This window comes from Hydrogenophaga sp. RWCD_12 (assembly GCF_046604225.1).
Lineage (GTDB): Bacteria > Pseudomonadota > Gammaproteobacteria > Burkholderiales > Burkholderiaceae_C > Hydrogenophaga.
This window is the reverse complement of sequence record NZ_JBKIXC010000001.1, coordinates 453,236-469,298: the sequence shown is the minus strand read 5'-3', so window position 1 is coordinate 469,298 and position 16,063 is coordinate 453,236. Positions and strand designations below refer to the sequence as shown.

Annotated in this window: 17 protein-coding genes; 9 read left to right on the top strand and 8 right to left on the bottom strand. The window is 67.0% G+C overall.

The annotated features are described in order from the left end of the window. Positions 1–53: 53 nt before the first annotated feature. Together ACLIJ1_RS02255 and ACLIJ1_RS02250 are read left to right on the top strand one after the other, a co-directional pair. Positions 54–1,400 (top strand): esterase-like activity of phytase family protein, encoded by a 1,347-nt coding sequence (locus ACLIJ1_RS02255; RefSeq protein ID WP_411363851.1) that lies wholly within the window; start codon positions 54–56, stop codon positions 1,398–1,400. Positions 1,401–1,513: 113 nt separating this feature from the next. Further along, on the top strand, positions 1,514–2,299 hold the full coding sequence (locus ACLIJ1_RS02250; RefSeq protein WP_411363850.1) for an alpha/beta hydrolase: 786 nt from the start codon (positions 1,514–1,516) through the stop codon (positions 2,297–2,299). A gap of 14 nt (positions 2,300–2,313) precedes the next feature. On the opposite strand, the gene ACLIJ1_RS02245 is transcribed toward ACLIJ1_RS02250, so the two are convergent. Beyond that, entirely contained in the window at positions 2,314–3,207 is an 894-nt protein-coding gene (locus tag ACLIJ1_RS02245; RefSeq protein WP_411363849.1) for a LysR family transcriptional regulator, read from the bottom strand. Between the two features lie 139 nt (positions 3,208–3,346). Here ACLIJ1_RS02245 and ACLIJ1_RS02240 point away from each other — a divergent pair, with 139 nt between their 5' ends. From ACLIJ1_RS02240 to ACLIJ1_RS02210, 7 genes are read left to right on the top strand one after another with little or no spacing between them, the layout of a single operon-like run. Then, positions 3,347–4,321, top strand: a complete 975-nt coding sequence (locus ACLIJ1_RS02240; RefSeq protein WP_411363848.1) for a Bug family tripartite tricarboxylate transporter substrate binding protein — start codon at positions 3,347–3,349, stop codon at positions 4,319–4,321. A gap of 26 nt (positions 4,322–4,347) precedes the next feature. Further along, positions 4,348–5,121 carry an SDR family NAD(P)-dependent oxidoreductase gene (locus ACLIJ1_RS02235; protein WP_411363847.1) on the top strand — a complete coding sequence of 258 codons (774 nt, stop codon included), beginning with the start codon at positions 4,348–4,350 and terminating at the stop codon, positions 5,119–5,121. 17 nt (positions 5,122–5,138) lie between these two features. Beyond that, on the top strand, positions 5,139–6,800 hold the full coding sequence (locus ACLIJ1_RS02230) for a (2,3-dihydroxybenzoyl)adenylate synthase (protein ID WP_411363846.1): 1,662 nt from the start codon (positions 5,139–5,141) through the stop codon (positions 6,798–6,800). Between the two features lie 23 nt (positions 6,801–6,823). Further along, positions 6,824–7,666: an amidohydrolase family protein gene (locus tag ACLIJ1_RS02225; protein ID WP_411363845.1), complete on the top strand. Its 843-nt coding sequence runs from the start codon at positions 6,824–6,826 to the stop codon at positions 7,664–7,666. A gap of 2 nt (positions 7,667–7,668) precedes the next feature. Continuing rightward, the gene (gene pcaF, locus ACLIJ1_RS02220) at positions 7,669–8,883 is read left to right on the top strand and encodes a 3-oxoadipyl-CoA thiolase (RefSeq protein ID WP_411363844.1); all 1,215 of its coding nucleotides are present in this window, start codon (positions 7,669–7,671) and stop codon (positions 8,881–8,883) included. Continuing rightward, positions 8,880–9,686, top strand: coding sequence for a crotonase/enoyl-CoA hydratase family protein (locus ACLIJ1_RS02215; protein ID WP_411363843.1), 807 nt, complete (start codon positions 8,880–8,882; stop codon positions 9,684–9,686). Before pcaF ends, ACLIJ1_RS02215 begins: the two co-directional genes overlap by 4 nt. Further along, entirely contained in the window at positions 9,683–10,468 is a 786-nt protein-coding gene (locus ACLIJ1_RS02210) for an enoyl-CoA hydratase-related protein (RefSeq protein ID WP_411363842.1), read from the top strand. Before ACLIJ1_RS02215 ends, ACLIJ1_RS02210 begins: the two co-directional genes overlap by 4 nt. A gap of 31 nt (positions 10,469–10,499) precedes the next feature. Here ACLIJ1_RS02210 and ACLIJ1_RS02205 read toward each other — a convergent pair whose 3' ends face one another. From ACLIJ1_RS02205 to ligK, 7 genes are read right to left on the bottom strand one after another with little or no spacing between them, the layout of a single operon-like run. Beyond that, positions 10,500–11,498 carry an aldo/keto reductase gene (locus tag ACLIJ1_RS02205; protein ID WP_411363841.1) on the bottom strand — a complete coding sequence of 333 codons (999 nt, stop codon included), beginning with the start codon at positions 11,496–11,498 and terminating at the stop codon, positions 10,500–10,502. Positions 11,499–11,523: 25 nt separating this feature from the next. Further along, entirely contained in the window at positions 11,524–12,111 is a 588-nt protein-coding gene (locus ACLIJ1_RS02200) for a hypothetical protein (RefSeq protein ID WP_411363840.1), read from the bottom strand. A gap of 33 nt (positions 12,112–12,144) precedes the next feature. After that, positions 12,145–13,092, bottom strand: a complete 948-nt coding sequence (locus ACLIJ1_RS02195; RefSeq protein WP_411363839.1) for a Gfo/Idh/MocA family oxidoreductase — start codon at positions 13,090–13,092, stop codon at positions 12,145–12,147. Between the two features lies 1 nt (position 13,093). Continuing rightward, positions 13,094–13,972, bottom strand: coding sequence for a class III extradiol dioxygenase subunit beta (locus ACLIJ1_RS02190; RefSeq protein WP_411364769.1), 879 nt, complete (start codon positions 13,970–13,972; stop codon positions 13,094–13,096). Positions 13,973–13,974: 2 nt separating this feature from the next. After that, positions 13,975–14,412, bottom strand: a complete 438-nt coding sequence (gene ligA / locus ACLIJ1_RS02185) for a protocatechuate 4,5-dioxygenase subunit alpha (RefSeq protein ID WP_411363838.1) — start codon at positions 14,410–14,412, stop codon at positions 13,975–13,977. 1 nt (position 14,413) lies between these two features. Continuing rightward, positions 14,414–15,346: an amidohydrolase family protein gene (locus ACLIJ1_RS02180; RefSeq protein WP_411363837.1), complete on the bottom strand. Its 933-nt coding sequence runs from the start codon at positions 15,344–15,346 to the stop codon at positions 14,414–14,416. Positions 15,347–15,356: 10 nt separating this feature from the next. Beyond that, complete coding sequence (gene ligK / locus ACLIJ1_RS02175) at positions 15,357–16,040, bottom strand: 4-carboxy-4-hydroxy-2-oxoadipate aldolase/oxaloacetate decarboxylase (protein WP_411363836.1); 684 nt, start codon at positions 16,038–16,040, stop codon at positions 15,357–15,359. Between the last annotated feature and the right edge of the window lie 23 nt (positions 16,041–16,063).

Sequence of the window (16,063 nt, the reverse complement as noted above, 5' to 3'; positions counted from 1 at the left end):
TTCGGCGGTGCAGCAGATGCTGCGCCGTCCGACCACCCTTCGACGACGACACCATGCCCCACGCACTTCGGTTCCTGCCCGCACTGATTTCCCTGGCCCTGGGCAGCGCCCACGCCCAGACTTCCTTCCCGGCCACCCTGTCGGGTCACGCCATCCTCCCGGCACAAAGCTTCATTGCCGCGCCCAAGGACGCACCCGCCGACCTGCAGCTCAGTGGCAAGTTCACCACCAGCCAGCGCGTCGAAGCCATCGGCACGGTCGAAGGCAAGTCGGCCGGTCGCTCCACCGGCGTGTCGCTGCCGTTCAAGGGCCAGCCCGTGCAGGGACATTCCGGCATCAAGCGCATGGCCGACGGCAGCTTCTGGCTGCTGACCGACAACGGCGCCGGCTCCAAGGCCAACTCGCCCGACTTCATGCTCTACCTCAACCGCTACGCGGTGGATTTCAAGTCGGGCCAGTTCAAGCGCCAGCAGACCGTGTTCCTGCACGACCCCGACAAGAAGGTGCCGTTCCGCATCGTCCACGAAGGCACCAAGGAGCGCTACCTGACGGGCTCCGATTTCGACACCGAAAGCGTCCAGATCATCGGCGACGAGATCTGGATCGGCGACGAGTTTGGTCCGTACCTCATCAAGACCGACATGAAGGGTCGGGTACGGGCCGTCATTGAAACGAAGGTGGATGGCAAGACCATCGTCTCGCCCGACCATCCTTCGGTCACCACCCCGGGCGCGCCCGGTGGCGAGGTGAAGTTCCAGTCACGCCGCTCCAAGGGCTACGAAGGCATGGCCTCGTCACCCGACGGCAGCAAGCTCTACGCCCTGCTCGAAGGCGCGCTGTGGGACGACGCGTCCAAGGCCTACGAAACGGTGGACGGCAAGCAGTACCTGCGCGTGCTGGAGTTCGACGTGAAGACCGAACGCTGGACCGGCCGGCACTGGAAGTATGTGCTCGAAGCCAACCACCACGCCATCGGCGACTTCAACATGATCGACGCCACCACCGGCCTGATCATCGAGCGCGACAACGGCGAAGGCACGCCCGACAAGGCCTGCCCGGCGGGCGAGAAACGCCCCGACTGCTTCCACGACCTGCCGCAGTTCAAGCGGGTCTACAAGATCGAGCTGACCGAAGCGAACGTCGGCGCTCCGCTACGCAAGATCGGCTACATCGACCTGCTGCACATCGCCGATCCGGCCAAGCTGGCGCGCAAGCCGCTGGTGAATGGCGAACTCAGCTTCCCGTTCTTCACCATCGAAAACGTGGAGGTGGTCGACGCAACCCACATCGTGGTCGGCAACGACAACAACCTGCCGTTCTCCAGCAGCCGCTCGCCCAACCAGGCCGACGACAACGAGCTGATCCTGCTGGAGGTCGGCGACTTCCTCAAGGCGCGGTAAGCGTCACACAGGCCCGGGTGATGCACTGAACGCATCACGGCCGGGAAAACGGCATCTGGCGTGCGAAAGGCCCGCGTCCTACAGTGCGGGTCCGTTCCAACGCTGTCACACCCATGTTCGATGCCGCCTCTCTCCTGACCGACCTGGCCTACGGGCCGCACGCGAGGCAGCGGCTGGACGTATTCCGTCCGGCCGGTGTTCAGGACGCGCCGGTGCTTGTGTTCTTCCACGGCGGCGGCTTCATCCGCGGCGACAAGCGCGACCGGGCCAACGTCGGCGCCTGGGGCGCAGCGCAGGGGTTCGTGACCGTGCTCGCGAACTACCGGCTCGCGCCCGATCACCGCTGGCCCAGCGGTGCGGAGGATGTCGTTGCGGTCTGGCAGTTCGTGCGCGAACACGCCACCGGGTGGGGCGGTAGTCCTGCCCGCATCGTGCTGATCGGCGAGTCGGCCGGCGCTGCGCACGTGGCCGCCGCGACGCTGATGACCCGCTTCCAGCCCGAAGCTTGGCGCATCGCCGGCGCGGCCCTGCTCTCCGGCCCCTACAACGCCGGTCTCGAAGCACAAGCCGCGAATGCGCTGGGCATTCCCTCGCCCGACATCCGCAACAACGCCTACTTCGGCGAGGACTCTTCGCTTTGGGCACAGGCCAGCACGGTGGACCAGGTCGATGCACCGCCCTTCCCGCTGCTGATCGCGGCTGCCGAGCGCGACCTGCTGCAGATGCAGGTGCAGGCTGGCGAACTCTTTGCACGCCTGGTCACGCAACAAGGCTACGCGCCCGAACTGCACTGGTGGCGCGGCCACGACCATTTCACCCCCGGTGCCTCGCTGGGCAGCGACGACAGCACCGTCGGCGGACCACTGGCGGCCTTCGTGCACCGGGTCTGCGCCGCGTGAGCTGACCCGAAGGGTCAGTCGCGCGGCAGGCCGCGCAGCAACACGTCGCAGAAGAATTCGGACGGCGGCGACAGCGGCAGGTCGGGTCGGCGCACCAGGACGATGGCCGGCGCCGGCAACACCTCGCGCACCGGCACCACGTCCAGCACATCGCGGGTCATCGCAAAGCTCATCCACTGCTTCGGCAGCATCGCCAGCAGGTCGGTCTGGGCCAGCGCCACCTGCACCGACAGTGCCGAGTGCGCGCGCAGCATCACGCGCGGCGCTTCGAGGCCGTGTGCGCCGAACAGCCGCGCCAGGTCTTCCTCGGCGTTGTGGTCGATGGTGGTCGCGGCCCATTCGGCGTTCGCCAGTGCCTTGAGGCTGCGCACCCGCGCCAGCGGATGCCCCTTGCGGCAGACCACCACACGCGTGTTGTCGCACAGGTGCTGCAGCGCCAGGCCCGGTGCGGGCTTGAGGCGCGGCGCGGCGCCGAGGTAGAAGTCGATGCTGCCGTCGCGCAGTGCACCCTCGACCGCCGGCAACAGGCTCTCGGTGATGCTCAGCTTGACCTTGGGATAGGTGCGGCGGAACACCGGCAACGCCTCGGGCAGCATGCCCAGGTGCGGCATGATGGACAGCGCCACCGACACCGTGCCCTCGTAGCCCGGCCCCGGCTGCTGCACCTCCTCGCGCGCGCGCCGCGCCTCGTTGGCAATCGCGCAGGCGCGGCGGTGAAAACGCACGCCCTCTGCCGTCAGCACCATGCCTGTGGTCTGGCGCGCAAACAGGTCCACCCCCAGTTCCCGCTCCAGCGCCCGCACGCTGCGCGTCAGCGCGGGCTGAGGTTCGTCGAGCCGGCGCGCGGCCGCACGCAGGCTGCCGTGTTCAACGATGGCAATCAGGTGCTGCAGCTGTTCGAGCTTCATGTTCGGCGGTCCGCAATGGGCGATTCATTAATCAAATCACTTTATAGATCGCGCCATCTTATTGGAATCTCTTCCTCTGCCTAGAGTTCGCCCCACCCCGAACCCGGGGACGGTCCAGAACCACAAGACGGAGACAAACATGACACTGATTTCCAAGCGCGGCCTGCTGCGGGCCACCCTCTCGCTGCTGGCCCTTGCCAGCACCGGCGCCATGGCCCAGGCGTGGCCGACCAAACCCGTGCGCCTGATCGTGCCGGCGGGCGCGGGCGCCGCGCCCGACGTGATCGCCCGCATCATTGGCGAGAAGCTCTCGGCCGCCTGGGGCCAGGGCGTGGTGGTGGACAACAAGCCCGGCGCCGGCGGCATTCCCGGGATGTCGGCGCTGGCCCGCTCGACCCCAGACGGTTACACCATCGGCTTCGTGCCTGCCGCGATGGGCACCATCACGCCGCTGGTGTTCAAGAACCCGCAGTTCAATCCCGACACCGAACTCGCCTCGGCCGCCACGGTGGGCATCAGCCCGCTGATGCTGGCGGTGCCGGCGTCCAGCGGCATCCACTCGGTGGCCGATCTGGCCAAACACGCCAAGGCCAACCCGGGCAAGGTCAACTTCGCGGCGCCGCAGCTCAACTCGCTGCCGCACCTGGCCGGCGAGATGGTCAGCAAGGCCGGCGCGATGGGCCTGTTCACCGTGCCGTTCCGCGCACCGCCCGAAGCGGTCACTGCCGTGCTGTCCGGCGACGCGACGCTGACCATCGACGGCGTGCCGGGCCTGCTGCAGCACGTCAAGTCGGGTCGTCTGCGCGCGATCGGCGTCACCGCGGCCAAGCGCCTGCCGGGCATCGATGTGCCCGCCGTGGCCGAAACCTATCCGGGCTACGAAGCCATCGGCTGGTTCCAGATCATCGTGCCCGCCGGCACGCCGGCCGCCATCGTCGAGCGCATCAATGCCGACGTGAACCGCATCACCGCCTCCCCGGAAGTCACCGCCAGGCTCAATGAAATGGGTGTCTACCCGCGCCAGGACAGCGTCAAGGCCGCAGGCGATTTCTTCGACGAGCAGCAGAAGGCGATGAAGCGCCTCGTCACCGATCTCGGCATCCAGCCGCAGTAACCCCTTTCATTCCACGGAGCATTTCCATGAGTACCCGCAAAAAAGCCCTCGTCACCGGCGGCGGCACCGGCATCGGCCGCAGCGCCGTGCTGGCCCTGGCCCGCGCCGGCTTCGACGTCGCCATCAACTACGCCTCCAGCGCCAAGGCAGCACAGGAAGTGGCCGCAGAAGCCCAGGCCCTGGGCGCCCAGACCCTGCTGCTGCAGTGCGACGTCAGCGACGACGCGGCCGTGCGCCAGATGCTCGCCAAGGTCGGTGAAGCTTTCGGTCATCTCGACACCCTGATCAACAACGCCGGCACCACCGCCAACTGGAAGGTCAAGGACCTGGAGAGCCTGGACATGGACGCCTGGGACCGCACCTTTGCGGTCAACGTGCGCGGCAACTTCCAGGTCACGCGTGCGGCGGTGGCGCTGCTGCGCAAGAGCAAGGAGACCGGTGGTGAGCCCTGCATCGTCAACACCGCCAGCATCGTGGGCCTGCGCCCCGGCCCGCAGCCGCCACCGTACGCCGCCAGCAAGGCCGCTGTGGTGAGCCTGACCAAGATGATGGCCTGGAACCTGGGCCCGGACATCCGCGTGAACGCTGTCGCCCCGGGCTGGATGGAAGGCGACTGGATGGAACGCATGCTGGGTGACAAGTACGACGCGCTCATGGGTGCGCGCGCCAAGGCCACGCCGCTCAAGCGCTGCGTGACCGCCGACGACGTGGCCGAGGTGATGCTGAACCTGGTCACCGGCATGCGCTTTGTCACCGGCGAGGTGGTCGTCATCGACGGCGGCTTCACGAGTTCCACCTGACACCCGAGGAGACTTCCATGCTTGAAGGTTTCGTTCCCTTCCCCCCCGAATACGCGGCGCGCTACCGCGCCAAGGGCTACTGGCAGGACCGGTCGCTGGCCCAGGAGTTCGACGCCGTGTTCCAGGGCTACGCCGACCGCATTGCGCTGATCGACGGCGACAAGGTCTACACCTACGCCGAACTGGACCGCGTCAGCGCCAACCTCGCGCTCAACCTGCTCGAACTGGGACTGCAGCCGCTGGACCGCGTGGTGCCCACGCTGCCCAACGTGCACGAGTTCGTGGTGCTGTACTTCGCGCTGCAGAAGATCGGCTGCATCCCGATCGCCGCCCTGGTCACGCACCGCTACGCCGAGATCAGCCAGTTCGTTCAGTTGTCCGGCGCCACGACGGCGGTCTATCCCGACACGGCGGGCGACTTCGCCTTCGCGCCGGTGATCAACCGCGTGCAGGCCGAGCACCCGTCGCTGAAGTTCCGCATCGTGCTGGGTGAGGCCGGCGCGGGCGAGGTGTCGTTGCGCGAACTGATCCGCAAGCCCGCGACGCTGCCCGCATCGCGCCTGAGCGAGATCCAGATCGACCCGACCGACCCATGCATCTTCCAGCTATCGGGCGGCACCACCGGCATCCCCAAGCTGATCCCGCGCACCAACAACGACTACGCCTACAACTCCAAGGTGGCCGCCGAGGTCACCGAGATCACCGCCGACTCCACGCTGCTGCTGGTGCTGCCGATCGCACACAACCTGCCGCTGGCCTGCCCGGGCATCCAGGGCTTCATGTTCAAGGGCGCCAAGGTCGTCCTGCATGGCAACACGCGGCCGGCCGAGATGTGCGCGCTGATCGAGAAGCACAAGGCCACGCACCTGAAGGTCGTGCCGGCGCTGCTGATCCGCCTGATCAACGACCCGGCGGTGGAGAACTTCAACCTGTCCAGCCTGAAGCTGATCCAGAGCGGCGGCCAGCGCATGCAGCCCGAGGTGCGCGCGAAGACGCGTGCGCTGATCCCGGGCGTGTTCGTGCAGGAGAACTTCGGCATGTCCGAAGGCACGCTGATGTTCGTGCGCGCCAGCGATCCGGAAGAGGTCAAGCTGGAAACCTGCGGCCGCCCGGTCTGCGAGGACGACGAGGTGCTGTTGCTCGACGACGAAGGCAACGTGGTGCCCGACGGTGAGGTGGGCGAGTTCACCGTGCGTGGCCCCTACACGCTGCGCGGCTACTACGGCGTGCCCGAGTACAACGCGCGCCAGTTCACGCCCGAGGGCTTCTACCGCTCCGGCGACCTGATGCGCAAGCACCCCAGCGGCAACTACATCGTCGAGGGCCGCAAGAAGGACCTGATCAACCGGGGTGGCGAAAAAATCAGCGCCGAGGAGGTGGAGAACCTGATCCTCATGCACCCCGCGGTGCAGAACGTGGCCTGCGTGCCCATGCCCGACGCGGCCATGGGCGAAAAGATGTGCGCCTTCGTGATCCTCAAGGCCGGCCAGACGCTGCACCTGAAGGAACTGGTGGGCTTCCTGCTGACCAAGGAGATCGCCAAGTTCAAGCTGCCCGAGCGACTGGAGGTCTTGCCCGACTTCCCTGTCTCGACCTTCGGCAAGGTGTCCAAGAAGGCCCTGGGCGAACTGGTCGCCCAGAAGCTGCAGGTCGAACAGACCTCCACCGCAGCCCACTGACCCCAACAACCAAGAGACACGCCATGCGCATCATCGACCTGCACTGCTACCCCGGCACCCCCACCTGGATCGAATCCCAAGGCCCGTACCCGGCCGAACTCGCCCGCTACTGGAAGCGCGACTGGGTGGGCAAGAGCGAAGAAGACGTGGTGGCCGAGTTCACTGGCGCGGGCGTCGAAGCCTGTCTCGTCGCACTCGACCTGGAGACCACCGTGGCCGCCCCGCCTTGCAACAACGAATACGTGCACGGCATGTGGAAGCGCCACCCGCAACGCATCATCCAGTGCTGGGGCGCGGTGGAGCCGGCCAAGGGCGAGATCGCGATGATCCAGGCCCGCAAGGCGATCCGGGAGCTGGGCTTCATCGGCTTCCACTTTCACCCCATCATGCAGCACTTCGCCGTGAGCGACCGCCGCTACTACCCGCTGTTCGAAGAGATCAACGCCATGGGCGCGGCGGTGATGGTGGACGTGGGCACGACGGGCATGGGCGCCGGCATGCCGGGCGGCAACGGCGCTCTGGTGCGCCACGCGCACCCCGAGCACATCGACCAGCTGGCGGCCGACTTCCCCAAGCTCAAGATCATCATGGCCCATCCCGGCTGGCCCTGGGTGGACGAAACCACCGCCGTCGCGTTGCACAAGGGCAATGTGTACTGGGAGATGTCGGGCTGGGCGCCCAAGCACTTCCCGGGCAACCTCAAGGTCGACATCCGCGGCCGCCTGCAGGACAAGATCATGTTCGGCAGCGACTACCCCAGCCTGCCCTATGAACGCATCCTGCGCGAGTGGGACGAGCTGGGCTACAAGCCCGAGGTGATGGAAAAGATCATGCACGGGAACGCCGAGCGCGTGCTGGGTCTGTGAGCATGGACGCCTATCTCTGCGATGGGGTGCGCACGCCGATCGGGCGCTACGGTGGTGCGCTCTCGTCGGTCCGCACCGACGATCTCGGCGCGATACCGATCCGTGCGCTGATGGCGCGCCATCCCGGTCTCGATCCGGCGCTGATCGACGAACTCATCTACGGCTGCGTCAACCAGGCCGGCGAGGACAACCGCAACGTGGCGCGCATGAGCGCGCTGCTCGCGGGCCTGCCGGTCGAGGTGCCGGCGGTCACGGTGAACCGGCTGTGCGGTTCGGGCCTGGAAGCCGTGGCGCAGGCGGCACGCGCGCTGCACACCGGCCAGGCCCAGCTCGCCATCGCAGGTGGCGTGGAGAGCATGAGCCGCGCGCCGCTGGTCATGCCCAAGCCCACGGCCGCGTTTTCGCGCCATGCCGAAATCCACGACTCCACCATCGGCTGGCGCTTCGTGAACCCGCGCATGGAGCAGATGCACGGCACCGACGCCATGGGCGAGACGGCCGAGAACGTGGCACGCGAACATGGCGTCTCGCGCGCCGACCAGGACGCGTTTGCGTTGCGCAGCCAGCAGCGCGCCACCGCTTCCATGCGCATGGGCGTGCTTGCTGAAGAAATCACGCCGGTCGACGTGCCGGGCCGCAAAGGCGCGATCACGCAGGTCACGAAAGACGAACACCCGCGCGCCGAGACCACCGCCGAAAGCCTGGCCGCCCTCAAACCCGCCTTCCGCAAGGACGGCACGGTCACCGCCGGCAACTCCTCGGGCGTGAACGACGGTGCGGCCGCCCTGCTGCTCGCCAATGAGTCCGCCGTGTCGCGGCATGGCCTGCGCCCGCTGGTGCGCATCGTCGGCTACGCCAGCGCCGGCATCGCGCCGCGCGTCATGGGTTTCGGCCCGGTGTCGGCGGTGCACAAGCTGCTGGCACAGACCGGCCTGCGGGTGCAGGACTTCGACGTGATCGAACTCAACGAAGCCTTCGCCGCGCAGGGCCTGGCTGTGACCCGCGCGCTCGGCCTGCCCGATGACGCGCCGCACGTGAACCCCAACGGCGGTGCCATTGCCTTCGGCCACCCCTTGGGCATGAGCGGTGCGCGTCTGGTGCTCACCGCTGCGCGACAGCTGCAGCGCACCGGTGGCCGCTACGGCCTGGTCACCATGTGCGTCGGCGTGGGCCAGGGCGTGGCCATGGCCATCGAACACCTTGGAGAAACCACATGACGGCTCCCCTGCTCATCACCCGCCGCGGCCACGTCGCGCTCATCACGCTCAACCGCCCCGAAACGCGCAACGCGCTCAGCGGCGAAGAGATGTTCGCGGCCTTCGAATCGCTGGTCGACGACCTCAACGCCGACCTGTCGGTGCGCGCCGCCGTGCTCACCGGCGCGGGCACGGCCTTCTGCTCTGGCGGCAACGTGGCCGAGATGCGCGACCGCATCGGCATGTTCGCGGGGTCGGCCGACGAGATCACCGAGCGCTACCGCCAGGGCATCCAGCGCATTCCGCGCGCGCTGACCCGGCTGCAGGTGCCATTGATCGCTGCGGTCAACGGCCCGGCGATTGGCGCCGGCAACGACCTGGCCTGCATGTGCGACCTGCGCATCGCGTCCACCACCGCGCGCTTTGCCGAAAGCTTCGTCAAGGTCGGCATCATCCCGGGTGACGGCGGCTGCTGGCTGCTGCCGCGTGTCATCGGCCATGCGCGCGCGGCCGAGATGGCACTGACCGGCGACCCCATCGACGCCGACGAAGCACAACGCATCGGTCTGGTCTCGCGTGTGGTCGCGCCAGAAGAGCTGTTGCCCGAAGCGTTGAAGCTGGCGGGACGCATCGCCGCCAACCCGCCGCAGGTGCTGCGCTGGACCAAACAGCTGTTGCAGCAGGCGCGCACTGGCACGCTGGACGAAGCGCTCGACGCCGCGGGGCGCCTGCAGGGTCTGGCGCACCACACGGCCGACCATGCGGAAGCGGTGGCAGCCTTCTTCGAAAAGCGCACGCCGGTGTTCAGCGGAGGCGATGCATGAGCCCCGTCGCCGACAGCCCACTTCTGGAGGAACGCCCGGCCGATGGCGTCGTGGTGCTGCGCATCCATCGGCCCGAGGTGCTCAATGCGCTCAACCTCGCGTTGCGCCGCGCGCTGGCCGAAGCCTTCCGGCGGCTCGACGCCGATCCTGCCGTGCGCGTGGTCGTTCTCGCAGGCGGCCCCAGGGCCTTCTGCGCTGGCGCCGACCTCGGCGAATATGTGGACGCCAGCCCCATCGATCTGCTGCAGCGCCGCCACGACCTGCTCTGGGGTGCCATCGCGGCCTGCAAGAAGCCGGTGATCGCCGCCGTGCGTGGCCATGCGCTGGGCGGCGGCTGCGAACTCGCGCTGCACGCAGACCTGATCCTGGCCGGGCGCAGCGCGCGCTTCGGTCAGCCCGAAGTCAAGGTCGGCATCATGCCGGGCGGCGGCGCGACGCAGAGGCTGACCCGCGCGCTGGGCAAGTTCGGCGCGATGAGGATGCTGCTGCTGGGCGAACCCGTTGACGCAGAGACCGCCGCCCGCATCGGCCTGGTGGCCGAGGTGCTGGACGACGAGGCAGTGGAAGCCCGTGCGATATCGATGGCGCAGCAACTATGCGAACTCCCGGCCCTCGCGCTGCGTCTGGTCAAGGAGTCGGTGCTGATGGCGATGGAAACGCCGCTGTCGGCCGGTCTGGAGTTCGAGCGCAATGCCTTCCAGACGTCGTTCGCGAGCCCCGACAAACACGAGGGCATGCGGGCCCGGCTGGACAAGCGCCCCGCGCACTTCAACCAGGGCTGACCACGGCTGAGGCGGCGCGGGCGCACCGGGGTCAGAACACCTCGGTGTCGACCTCGCTGTTGCCCTGCGCGTTGTAGCGCGAGCCGTGCACCGTGTGCTGGTTGATCAGAGCGTTCAGGCGCGCGATCACGTCGGCCGACAGAGACACTTTTGCAGCGCCGAGGTCGTCCAGCAGGTGGTCGACGCTGCGTGTGCCCGGGATCGGCAGGATGTCGTCGCCCTGGTGCAGCAGCCAGGCGATCGCCAGCTGCGACGGCGTGCACCCGACCTCGGCCGCCATGGCGTTGTAGGCCGGCAGCAGCGCCGCGTTCTTCGCGTGGTTCTCGGGCGAGAAGCGCGGCATGCTGCGGCGGATGTCCTTGGCATCCAGAGCGTTCACGTCCAGCGGGCTGCACAGGAAACCGCGCGCCACCGGGCTGAACGCCACGAAGCTCACCCCCAGCTCGCGGCAGGCCTGCAGCACCGCGATCTCCGGGTTTCGGGTCCAGAGCGAATATTCGGTCTGCAGCGCCGCGATGGGGTGCTCGGCGTGCGCCTTGCGCAGGGTCGAGGCCGAAACCTCGGACAGGCCGATGCTGCGGATCTTGCCTGCTCGCACCAGATCGCCCAGCGCACCCACGCTCTCTTCGATCGGCACCTGCTTGTCCCAGCGGTGCAGGTAATACAGATCGATCACCTCGGTCTGCAGACGCTGCAGGGCTTCGTCGCAGGTGGCCTTGATCGTGGCCGGATGGCCGTCGATCACACGCACCTTGACGCCCTCGGCGTTGGGCACACCGGTCATGCCGCACTTGCTGGCCAGCGTGAACTTCGCGCGGTGCTTCGACAGCACCTTGCCGACCACGGTCTCGCTCTGGCCGAAGCCATAAAGCGCAGCGGTGTCGAAGTGGGTGACGCCGTGGTCGAGCGCGGTCAGCAGCAGGCGCTCGGCCTCCTCGAAACTGGCCGGTGCGCCGTAGGCGTGGCAGATGTTCATGCAGCCCAGACCGATGGCGCCGACGCTGAAGGAACCGAGTTGTCGCTGTTGCATGGAATATTCCCTGGTAAAGATGGATTCAGAGCACCTGAAGGTCGCGCACGAAGATGACTTCGCAGGCGCCGGCGCCGGTGTCGTTGCGGGTGAGTGAACTGCGCCAGCGCCAGCCGTCGCCGGCACGGGCTTCGACCAGCCAGCCCTGGATGCGCACGACCTGCCCGGGCCGCACGTCCTTGATGCGGCCAGCGATCGCGCCGTCGGCCGGAATCATGTGCATGTTGGCGCTGGAGCGCTCGATCTCTTCGCGCGGAATCGGAAATTCATCGACGTGCCAGGCGTAGAAACGGCCGGCCTGGCTGATGCGGACCTTGTCGAGCACCGCGCTGTCGGACATGCGGCCCCAGCCCAGCGCCAGATCGACCGGGGAGAGCTCGGCTTCACGGTCTGTCCGGTAGGTCTCGCTCGCCAGGACCCGCGCCTCGATCCTGAAGTCCTGCAAGGGTTGCAGGGTGTAGCCCTTGAACGGGAACTCGGCCGCTCCCGCGTCGCTCTGCTGCGGCAAGGCGGCCGCCACGGCACCTGGCGCCCGGTGGACCGGGCGGCTGTGATAGGTCTGGTAGGCGCCAAAGCCGACCAGCGCAACAAAGGCGAGCGTTTTCCAGTTCATCCGCGAAGGATATCGCCGCCCGCCGTCCCCGGATCAGGCCAGCTGCTTTTCGAGGTTGTGCAGCACCTGGTAGCAGTTGAACACCTTGGCCACGCTGGAGTTCGGCTCGCGGCCTTCCTTGATCGCAGCGAAGAATTCGCGGTCCTGCAGCTCGATGCCGTTCATGGACACCGCCACCTTGCTCACGTCGATCTTCTCTTCCTTGCCAGTGAACAGGTCGTCGTAGCGCGCGAGGTAGGTCGCGGTGTCGCCGATGTAGCGGAAGAAGGTGCCCAGCGGCCCGTCGTTGTTGAAACTCAGGCTCAGCGTGCAGATGGCGCCGTTGGCGGCCTTGAGCTGGATGCTCATGTCCATCGCGATGCCCAGCACCGGATGGATCGGGCCCTGGATGGCGTTGGCCTGCACGATGGGGCTGTTGCACTGGTAGGCGAACAGGTCGACCGTGTGCGCGGCGTGGTGCCACAGCAGGTGGTCGGTCCAGCTGCGCGCCTGGCCCAGCGCGTTGGTGTTGGTGCGGCGGAAGAAGTAGGTCTGCACATCCATCTGCTGGATATTGAATTCGCCGGCCGTGATCTTCTGGTTCACGTACTGGTGGCTGGGGTTGAAGCGGCGGGTGTGGCCGCACATGGCGACCAGGCCGGTCTGCTTCTGCAGGGCCACCACTTCTTCCGCGCCCTTGAGGCTGTCGGCCAGCGGAATCTCCACCTGCACGTGCTTGCCGGCCTTCAGGCAGGCCAGGGTCTGCTCGGCGTGCATCTGCGTCGGTGTGCAGAGGATGACGGCGTCCACTTCCTTGAGCGCCAGGCTGTCTTCCAGCTTGGTGGTGATGTGGCCGATGCCGTACTTGTCGGCGACTTCCTTGGTCTTTTCCAGATCGCGGCTGATCAGCGAGACAACCTCTACGCCGTCGATGTTCTGGATGCCGTCCAGGTGCTTGATGCCGAAGGCGCCGGCGCCGGCGAGTGCGACTTTGATGGTCATGTCAGTTGTTCTCCAGGATGAGGTGGCCCACCGCCGTGTTGCTGGCGGGCACATGGTAGAAGCGGTGCTTCACGGTCGGCGCAGTACCCTGCACCTTGCCATCGACGATGTCGGACATGGCGCCGCGCGCGATCAGCCACATCACGAGCTCGATGCCTTCGCTGCCGGCTTCGCGCACGTAGTCGATGTGTGGCGTGTCGGCGCAGCCCACCGGGTCGGCGATCATCTTGTCAAGCCAGGCGTTGTCCCACTCGCGGTTGATCAGGCCGGCGCGCGCGCCCTGCAGCTGGTGGCTCATGCCGCCCGTGCCCCAGATGTGCACGTTCAGGTTGTCGTCGTAGCTCTCGACCGCCTTGCGAATGGCCTGGCCCAACATGAAGCAACGCTTGCCCGACGGCACGGGGTACTGCACCACGTTGACCGCGAACGGGATCACCGGGCAGGGCCAGGCGTCCTTCTTCGGATCGAGTTCGCCACACATGAGCGACAGTGGCACGGTCAGGCCGTGGTCCACGTCCATCTTGTTGACGATGGTGAGGTCGAAGTCCTGCTGGATCACGCTCTGCGCGATGTGCGAGGCCAGATCGGGGTGGCCGATCACCTTGGGCACCGGGCGCGGGCCCCAGCCCTCGTCGGCCGGCGTGAACTCGGCCGCCGTGCCGATGGCGAACGTCGGAATCATCTCCAGGCTGAAAGCCGTGGCGTGGTCGTTGTAGACGAGGAAGATGACGTCGGGCTTGTTGTCCTTCATCCACTGCTTGGAGAAGTCGTACCCCGCGAACAGCGGCTTCCAGTAGTCTTCTGTCGTCTTGCCCAGGTCCATGGCCGCGCCAATGGCGGGCACGTGCGACGTGAAAACGGATGCGGTGATCTTTGCCATGGTCATGCCTTCTTTCCTGCAGCGCCCTGGGGCTGGCGGTGTGCCTGTGCGTCGCCATCTTCGCCCACCACGCGGTTGCCTTCAACCGAGCGGCCGCCGTGGATCATCATGTTGCGGTATTCCTCTTCGGTCATGCCGGTCATGGAGCCCGCCATCTGCTGGAAGCTCTTGCCGTCGGTGGCGCCGATCTTGGCCAGGAAGTAGATGTTGCCGCCCGTGCGCATGCACCAGTTGAGGTCGCGCGCCAGCACGGCCTGTTTCTGCTCTTCCGTCATCGCCCACTCGTCGAGATAGGCGCGTTCGTCGGCCTTGAAGCGCTCGCGGTTGGCGGCCTTCATCAGCGACATGCAGAACTGGTTGAGCCAGTAGCCTTTGCGCGATTGTTCGGCATCAAAAATGATGGTGCCGGGCACGTCCAGATAGGGTTTGTTGAGGGACATATCAGACCTCCTCGGGCCAGTAGAGACGCATCGGGTTCGTCACCAGCAGCTTCTGTTGCAGCTCGGCGGTCGGCGCGATGTGCGGGATGAAGTCCACCAGCAAGCCGTCGTCGGGCATGTGGTCTTTCAGGTTGGGGTGCGGCCAGTCGGTGCCCCAGAGCACGCGGTCGGGGAACTGCTCGACGATGCGTTTCGCAAACGGGATCACGTCCGTGTAGGCGTTCTGCTCGCCGTCCAACGCCTTGGGGCCGGTGACCGACAGGCGCTCGGGGCAGCTCACCTTGCTCCACACGTTGGTGTGCTCGCGCATGAACTTCTCGAACAGCGCGAACTGCGGGCCGTCGACCGGCAGCGACACGTCCGGACGGCCCATGTGGTCCACCACTACCGTGGTGGGCAGCGCGGTGAAGAAGTCCCACAGCTCGGGCAGGTCCACGGCCTCGAAGTAGATGACCACGTGCCAGCCCAGCTTGTTGATGCGGCCGGCGATCTCGAGGAGCTCGTCCTTGGGCGTGAAGTCCACCAGGCGCTTGACGAAGTTGAAGCGCACACCGCGCACACCGGCGGCGTGCAGGGCCTGCAGTTCTTCGTCCGTCACCGAGCGCTTGACCGTGGCCACGCCACGCGCCTTGCCGCCAGAGGACAGGCAGGCATCGACCATGGCGCGGTTGTCGGCGCCGTGGCAGGTGGCCTGCACGATCACGTTGCGTGCGAAGCCCAGATGGTCGCGCAGTGCAAACAACTCATGCTTGCTCGCGTCGCACGGCGTGTACTTGCGCTCGGGTGCGTAGGGGAACTCGGCACCAGGACCGAACACATGGCAGTGCGCGTCGACCGCGCCCGCCGGCAGCTGGAAGCGGGGCTTGGACGGGCCGGTGTACCAGTCCATCCAGCCAGCGGTCTTGGTGAAGTCACCGGAAGTGGTCTTGCTCATGGTGGCTCCCTCAGTCGATGTATTTGAGACCGGCAGCGGCCAGCGGCTCGCGCATCTTGTACATGTCCAGGCCCAGCACGCCCGACGCCAGCTTGTCGCGCTTCTCGCCCTCGAAGCTTTCGCGCTTCTGCGCGGCGGCCAGGGTCTCCACCGCGCGGGCGGCGGGCACGCAGACCACGCCGTCGTCGTCGGCCACGATCACGTCGCCAGGCGTCACATAGGCCCCCGCGCACACGATGGGAATGTTCACCGAGCCAAGGGTCGCCTTGATGGTGCCCTTGGACGAGATGTGGCGGCTCCAGACCGGGAAGTTCATTTCCTTGAGTGTCTTCACGTCGCGCACACCGGCTTCGATGACCAGCGCACGGGCGCCGCGCGCCTGGAAGCTGGTGGCCAGCAGGTCGCCAAAGTATCCATCGCTGCACTCCGCCGTGACGGTGGCGATCACGATGTCGCCCGGCTGGATCTGCTCGGCCGCGACGTGCATCATCCAGTTGTCACCCGGCTGCAGCAGCACGGTCACGGCGGTTCCCGAGACCTGCACGCCGGTCTGGATCGGGCGCATGTAGGGTTTCAACAGGCCAACGCGGCCCATGGCTTCGTGCACCGTGGCCGAGCCCAGGGCGGCCAGGCCGTCGGCGGCTGCGCGGTCGGCGCGGTTGATGTTGCGGTAGACAACGCCCAGTTCGTACATGTTTGTTCTCCTCGGATCGGTGT

Bases quoted from the DNA above. Each gene is read 5' to 3' on its own strand.
- ACLIJ1_RS02255 (WP_411363851.1), top strand. From the start codon at position 54: ATGCCCCACGCACTTCGGTTCCTGCCCGCACTGATTTCCCTGGCCCTG.
- ACLIJ1_RS02250 (WP_411363850.1), top strand. From the start codon at position 1,514: ATGTTCGATGCCGCCTCTCTCCTGACCGACCTGGCCTACGGGCCGCAC.
- ACLIJ1_RS02245 (WP_411363849.1), bottom strand. From the start codon at position 3,207: ATGAAGCTCGAACAGCTGCAGCACCTGATTGCCATCGTTGAACACGGC.
- ACLIJ1_RS02240 (WP_411363848.1), top strand. From the start codon at position 3,347: ATGACACTGATTTCCAAGCGCGGCCTGCTGCGGGCCACCCTCTCGCTG.
- ACLIJ1_RS02235 (WP_411363847.1), top strand. From the start codon at position 4,348: ATGAGTACCCGCAAAAAAGCCCTCGTCACCGGCGGCGGCACCGGCATC.
- ACLIJ1_RS02230 (WP_411363846.1), top strand. From the start codon at position 5,139: ATGCTTGAAGGTTTCGTTCCCTTCCCCCCCGAATACGCGGCGCGCTAC.
- ACLIJ1_RS02225 (WP_411363845.1), top strand. From the start codon at position 6,824: ATGCGCATCATCGACCTGCACTGCTACCCCGGCACCCCCACCTGGATC.
- pcaF (WP_411363844.1), top strand. From the start codon at position 7,669: ATGGACGCCTATCTCTGCGATGGGGTGCGCACGCCGATCGGGCGCTAC.
- ACLIJ1_RS02215 (WP_411363843.1), top strand. From the start codon at position 8,880: ATGACGGCTCCCCTGCTCATCACCCGCCGCGGCCACGTCGCGCTCATC.
- ACLIJ1_RS02210 (WP_411363842.1), top strand. From the start codon at position 9,683: ATGAGCCCCGTCGCCGACAGCCCACTTCTGGAGGAACGCCCGGCCGAT.
- ACLIJ1_RS02205 (WP_411363841.1), bottom strand. From the start codon at position 11,498: ATGCAACAGCGACAACTCGGTTCCTTCAGCGTCGGCGCCATCGGTCTG.
- ACLIJ1_RS02200 (WP_411363840.1), bottom strand. From the start codon at position 12,111: ATGAACTGGAAAACGCTCGCCTTTGTTGCGCTGGTCGGCTTTGGCGCC.
- ACLIJ1_RS02195 (WP_411363839.1), bottom strand. From the start codon at position 13,092: ATGACCATCAAAGTCGCACTCGCCGGCGCCGGCGCCTTCGGCATCAAG.
- ACLIJ1_RS02190 (WP_411364769.1), bottom strand. From the start codon at position 13,972: ATGGCAAAGATCACCGCATCCGTTTTCACGTCGCACGTGCCCGCCATT.
- ligA (WP_411363838.1), bottom strand. From the start codon at position 14,412: ATGTCCCTCAACAAACCCTATCTGGACGTGCCCGGCACCATCATTTTT.
- ACLIJ1_RS02180 (WP_411363837.1), bottom strand. From the start codon at position 15,346: ATGAGCAAGACCACTTCCGGTGACTTCACCAAGACCGCTGGCTGGATG.
- ligK (WP_411363836.1), bottom strand. From the start codon at position 16,040: ATGTACGAACTGGGCGTTGTCTACCGCAACATCAACCGCGCCGACCGC.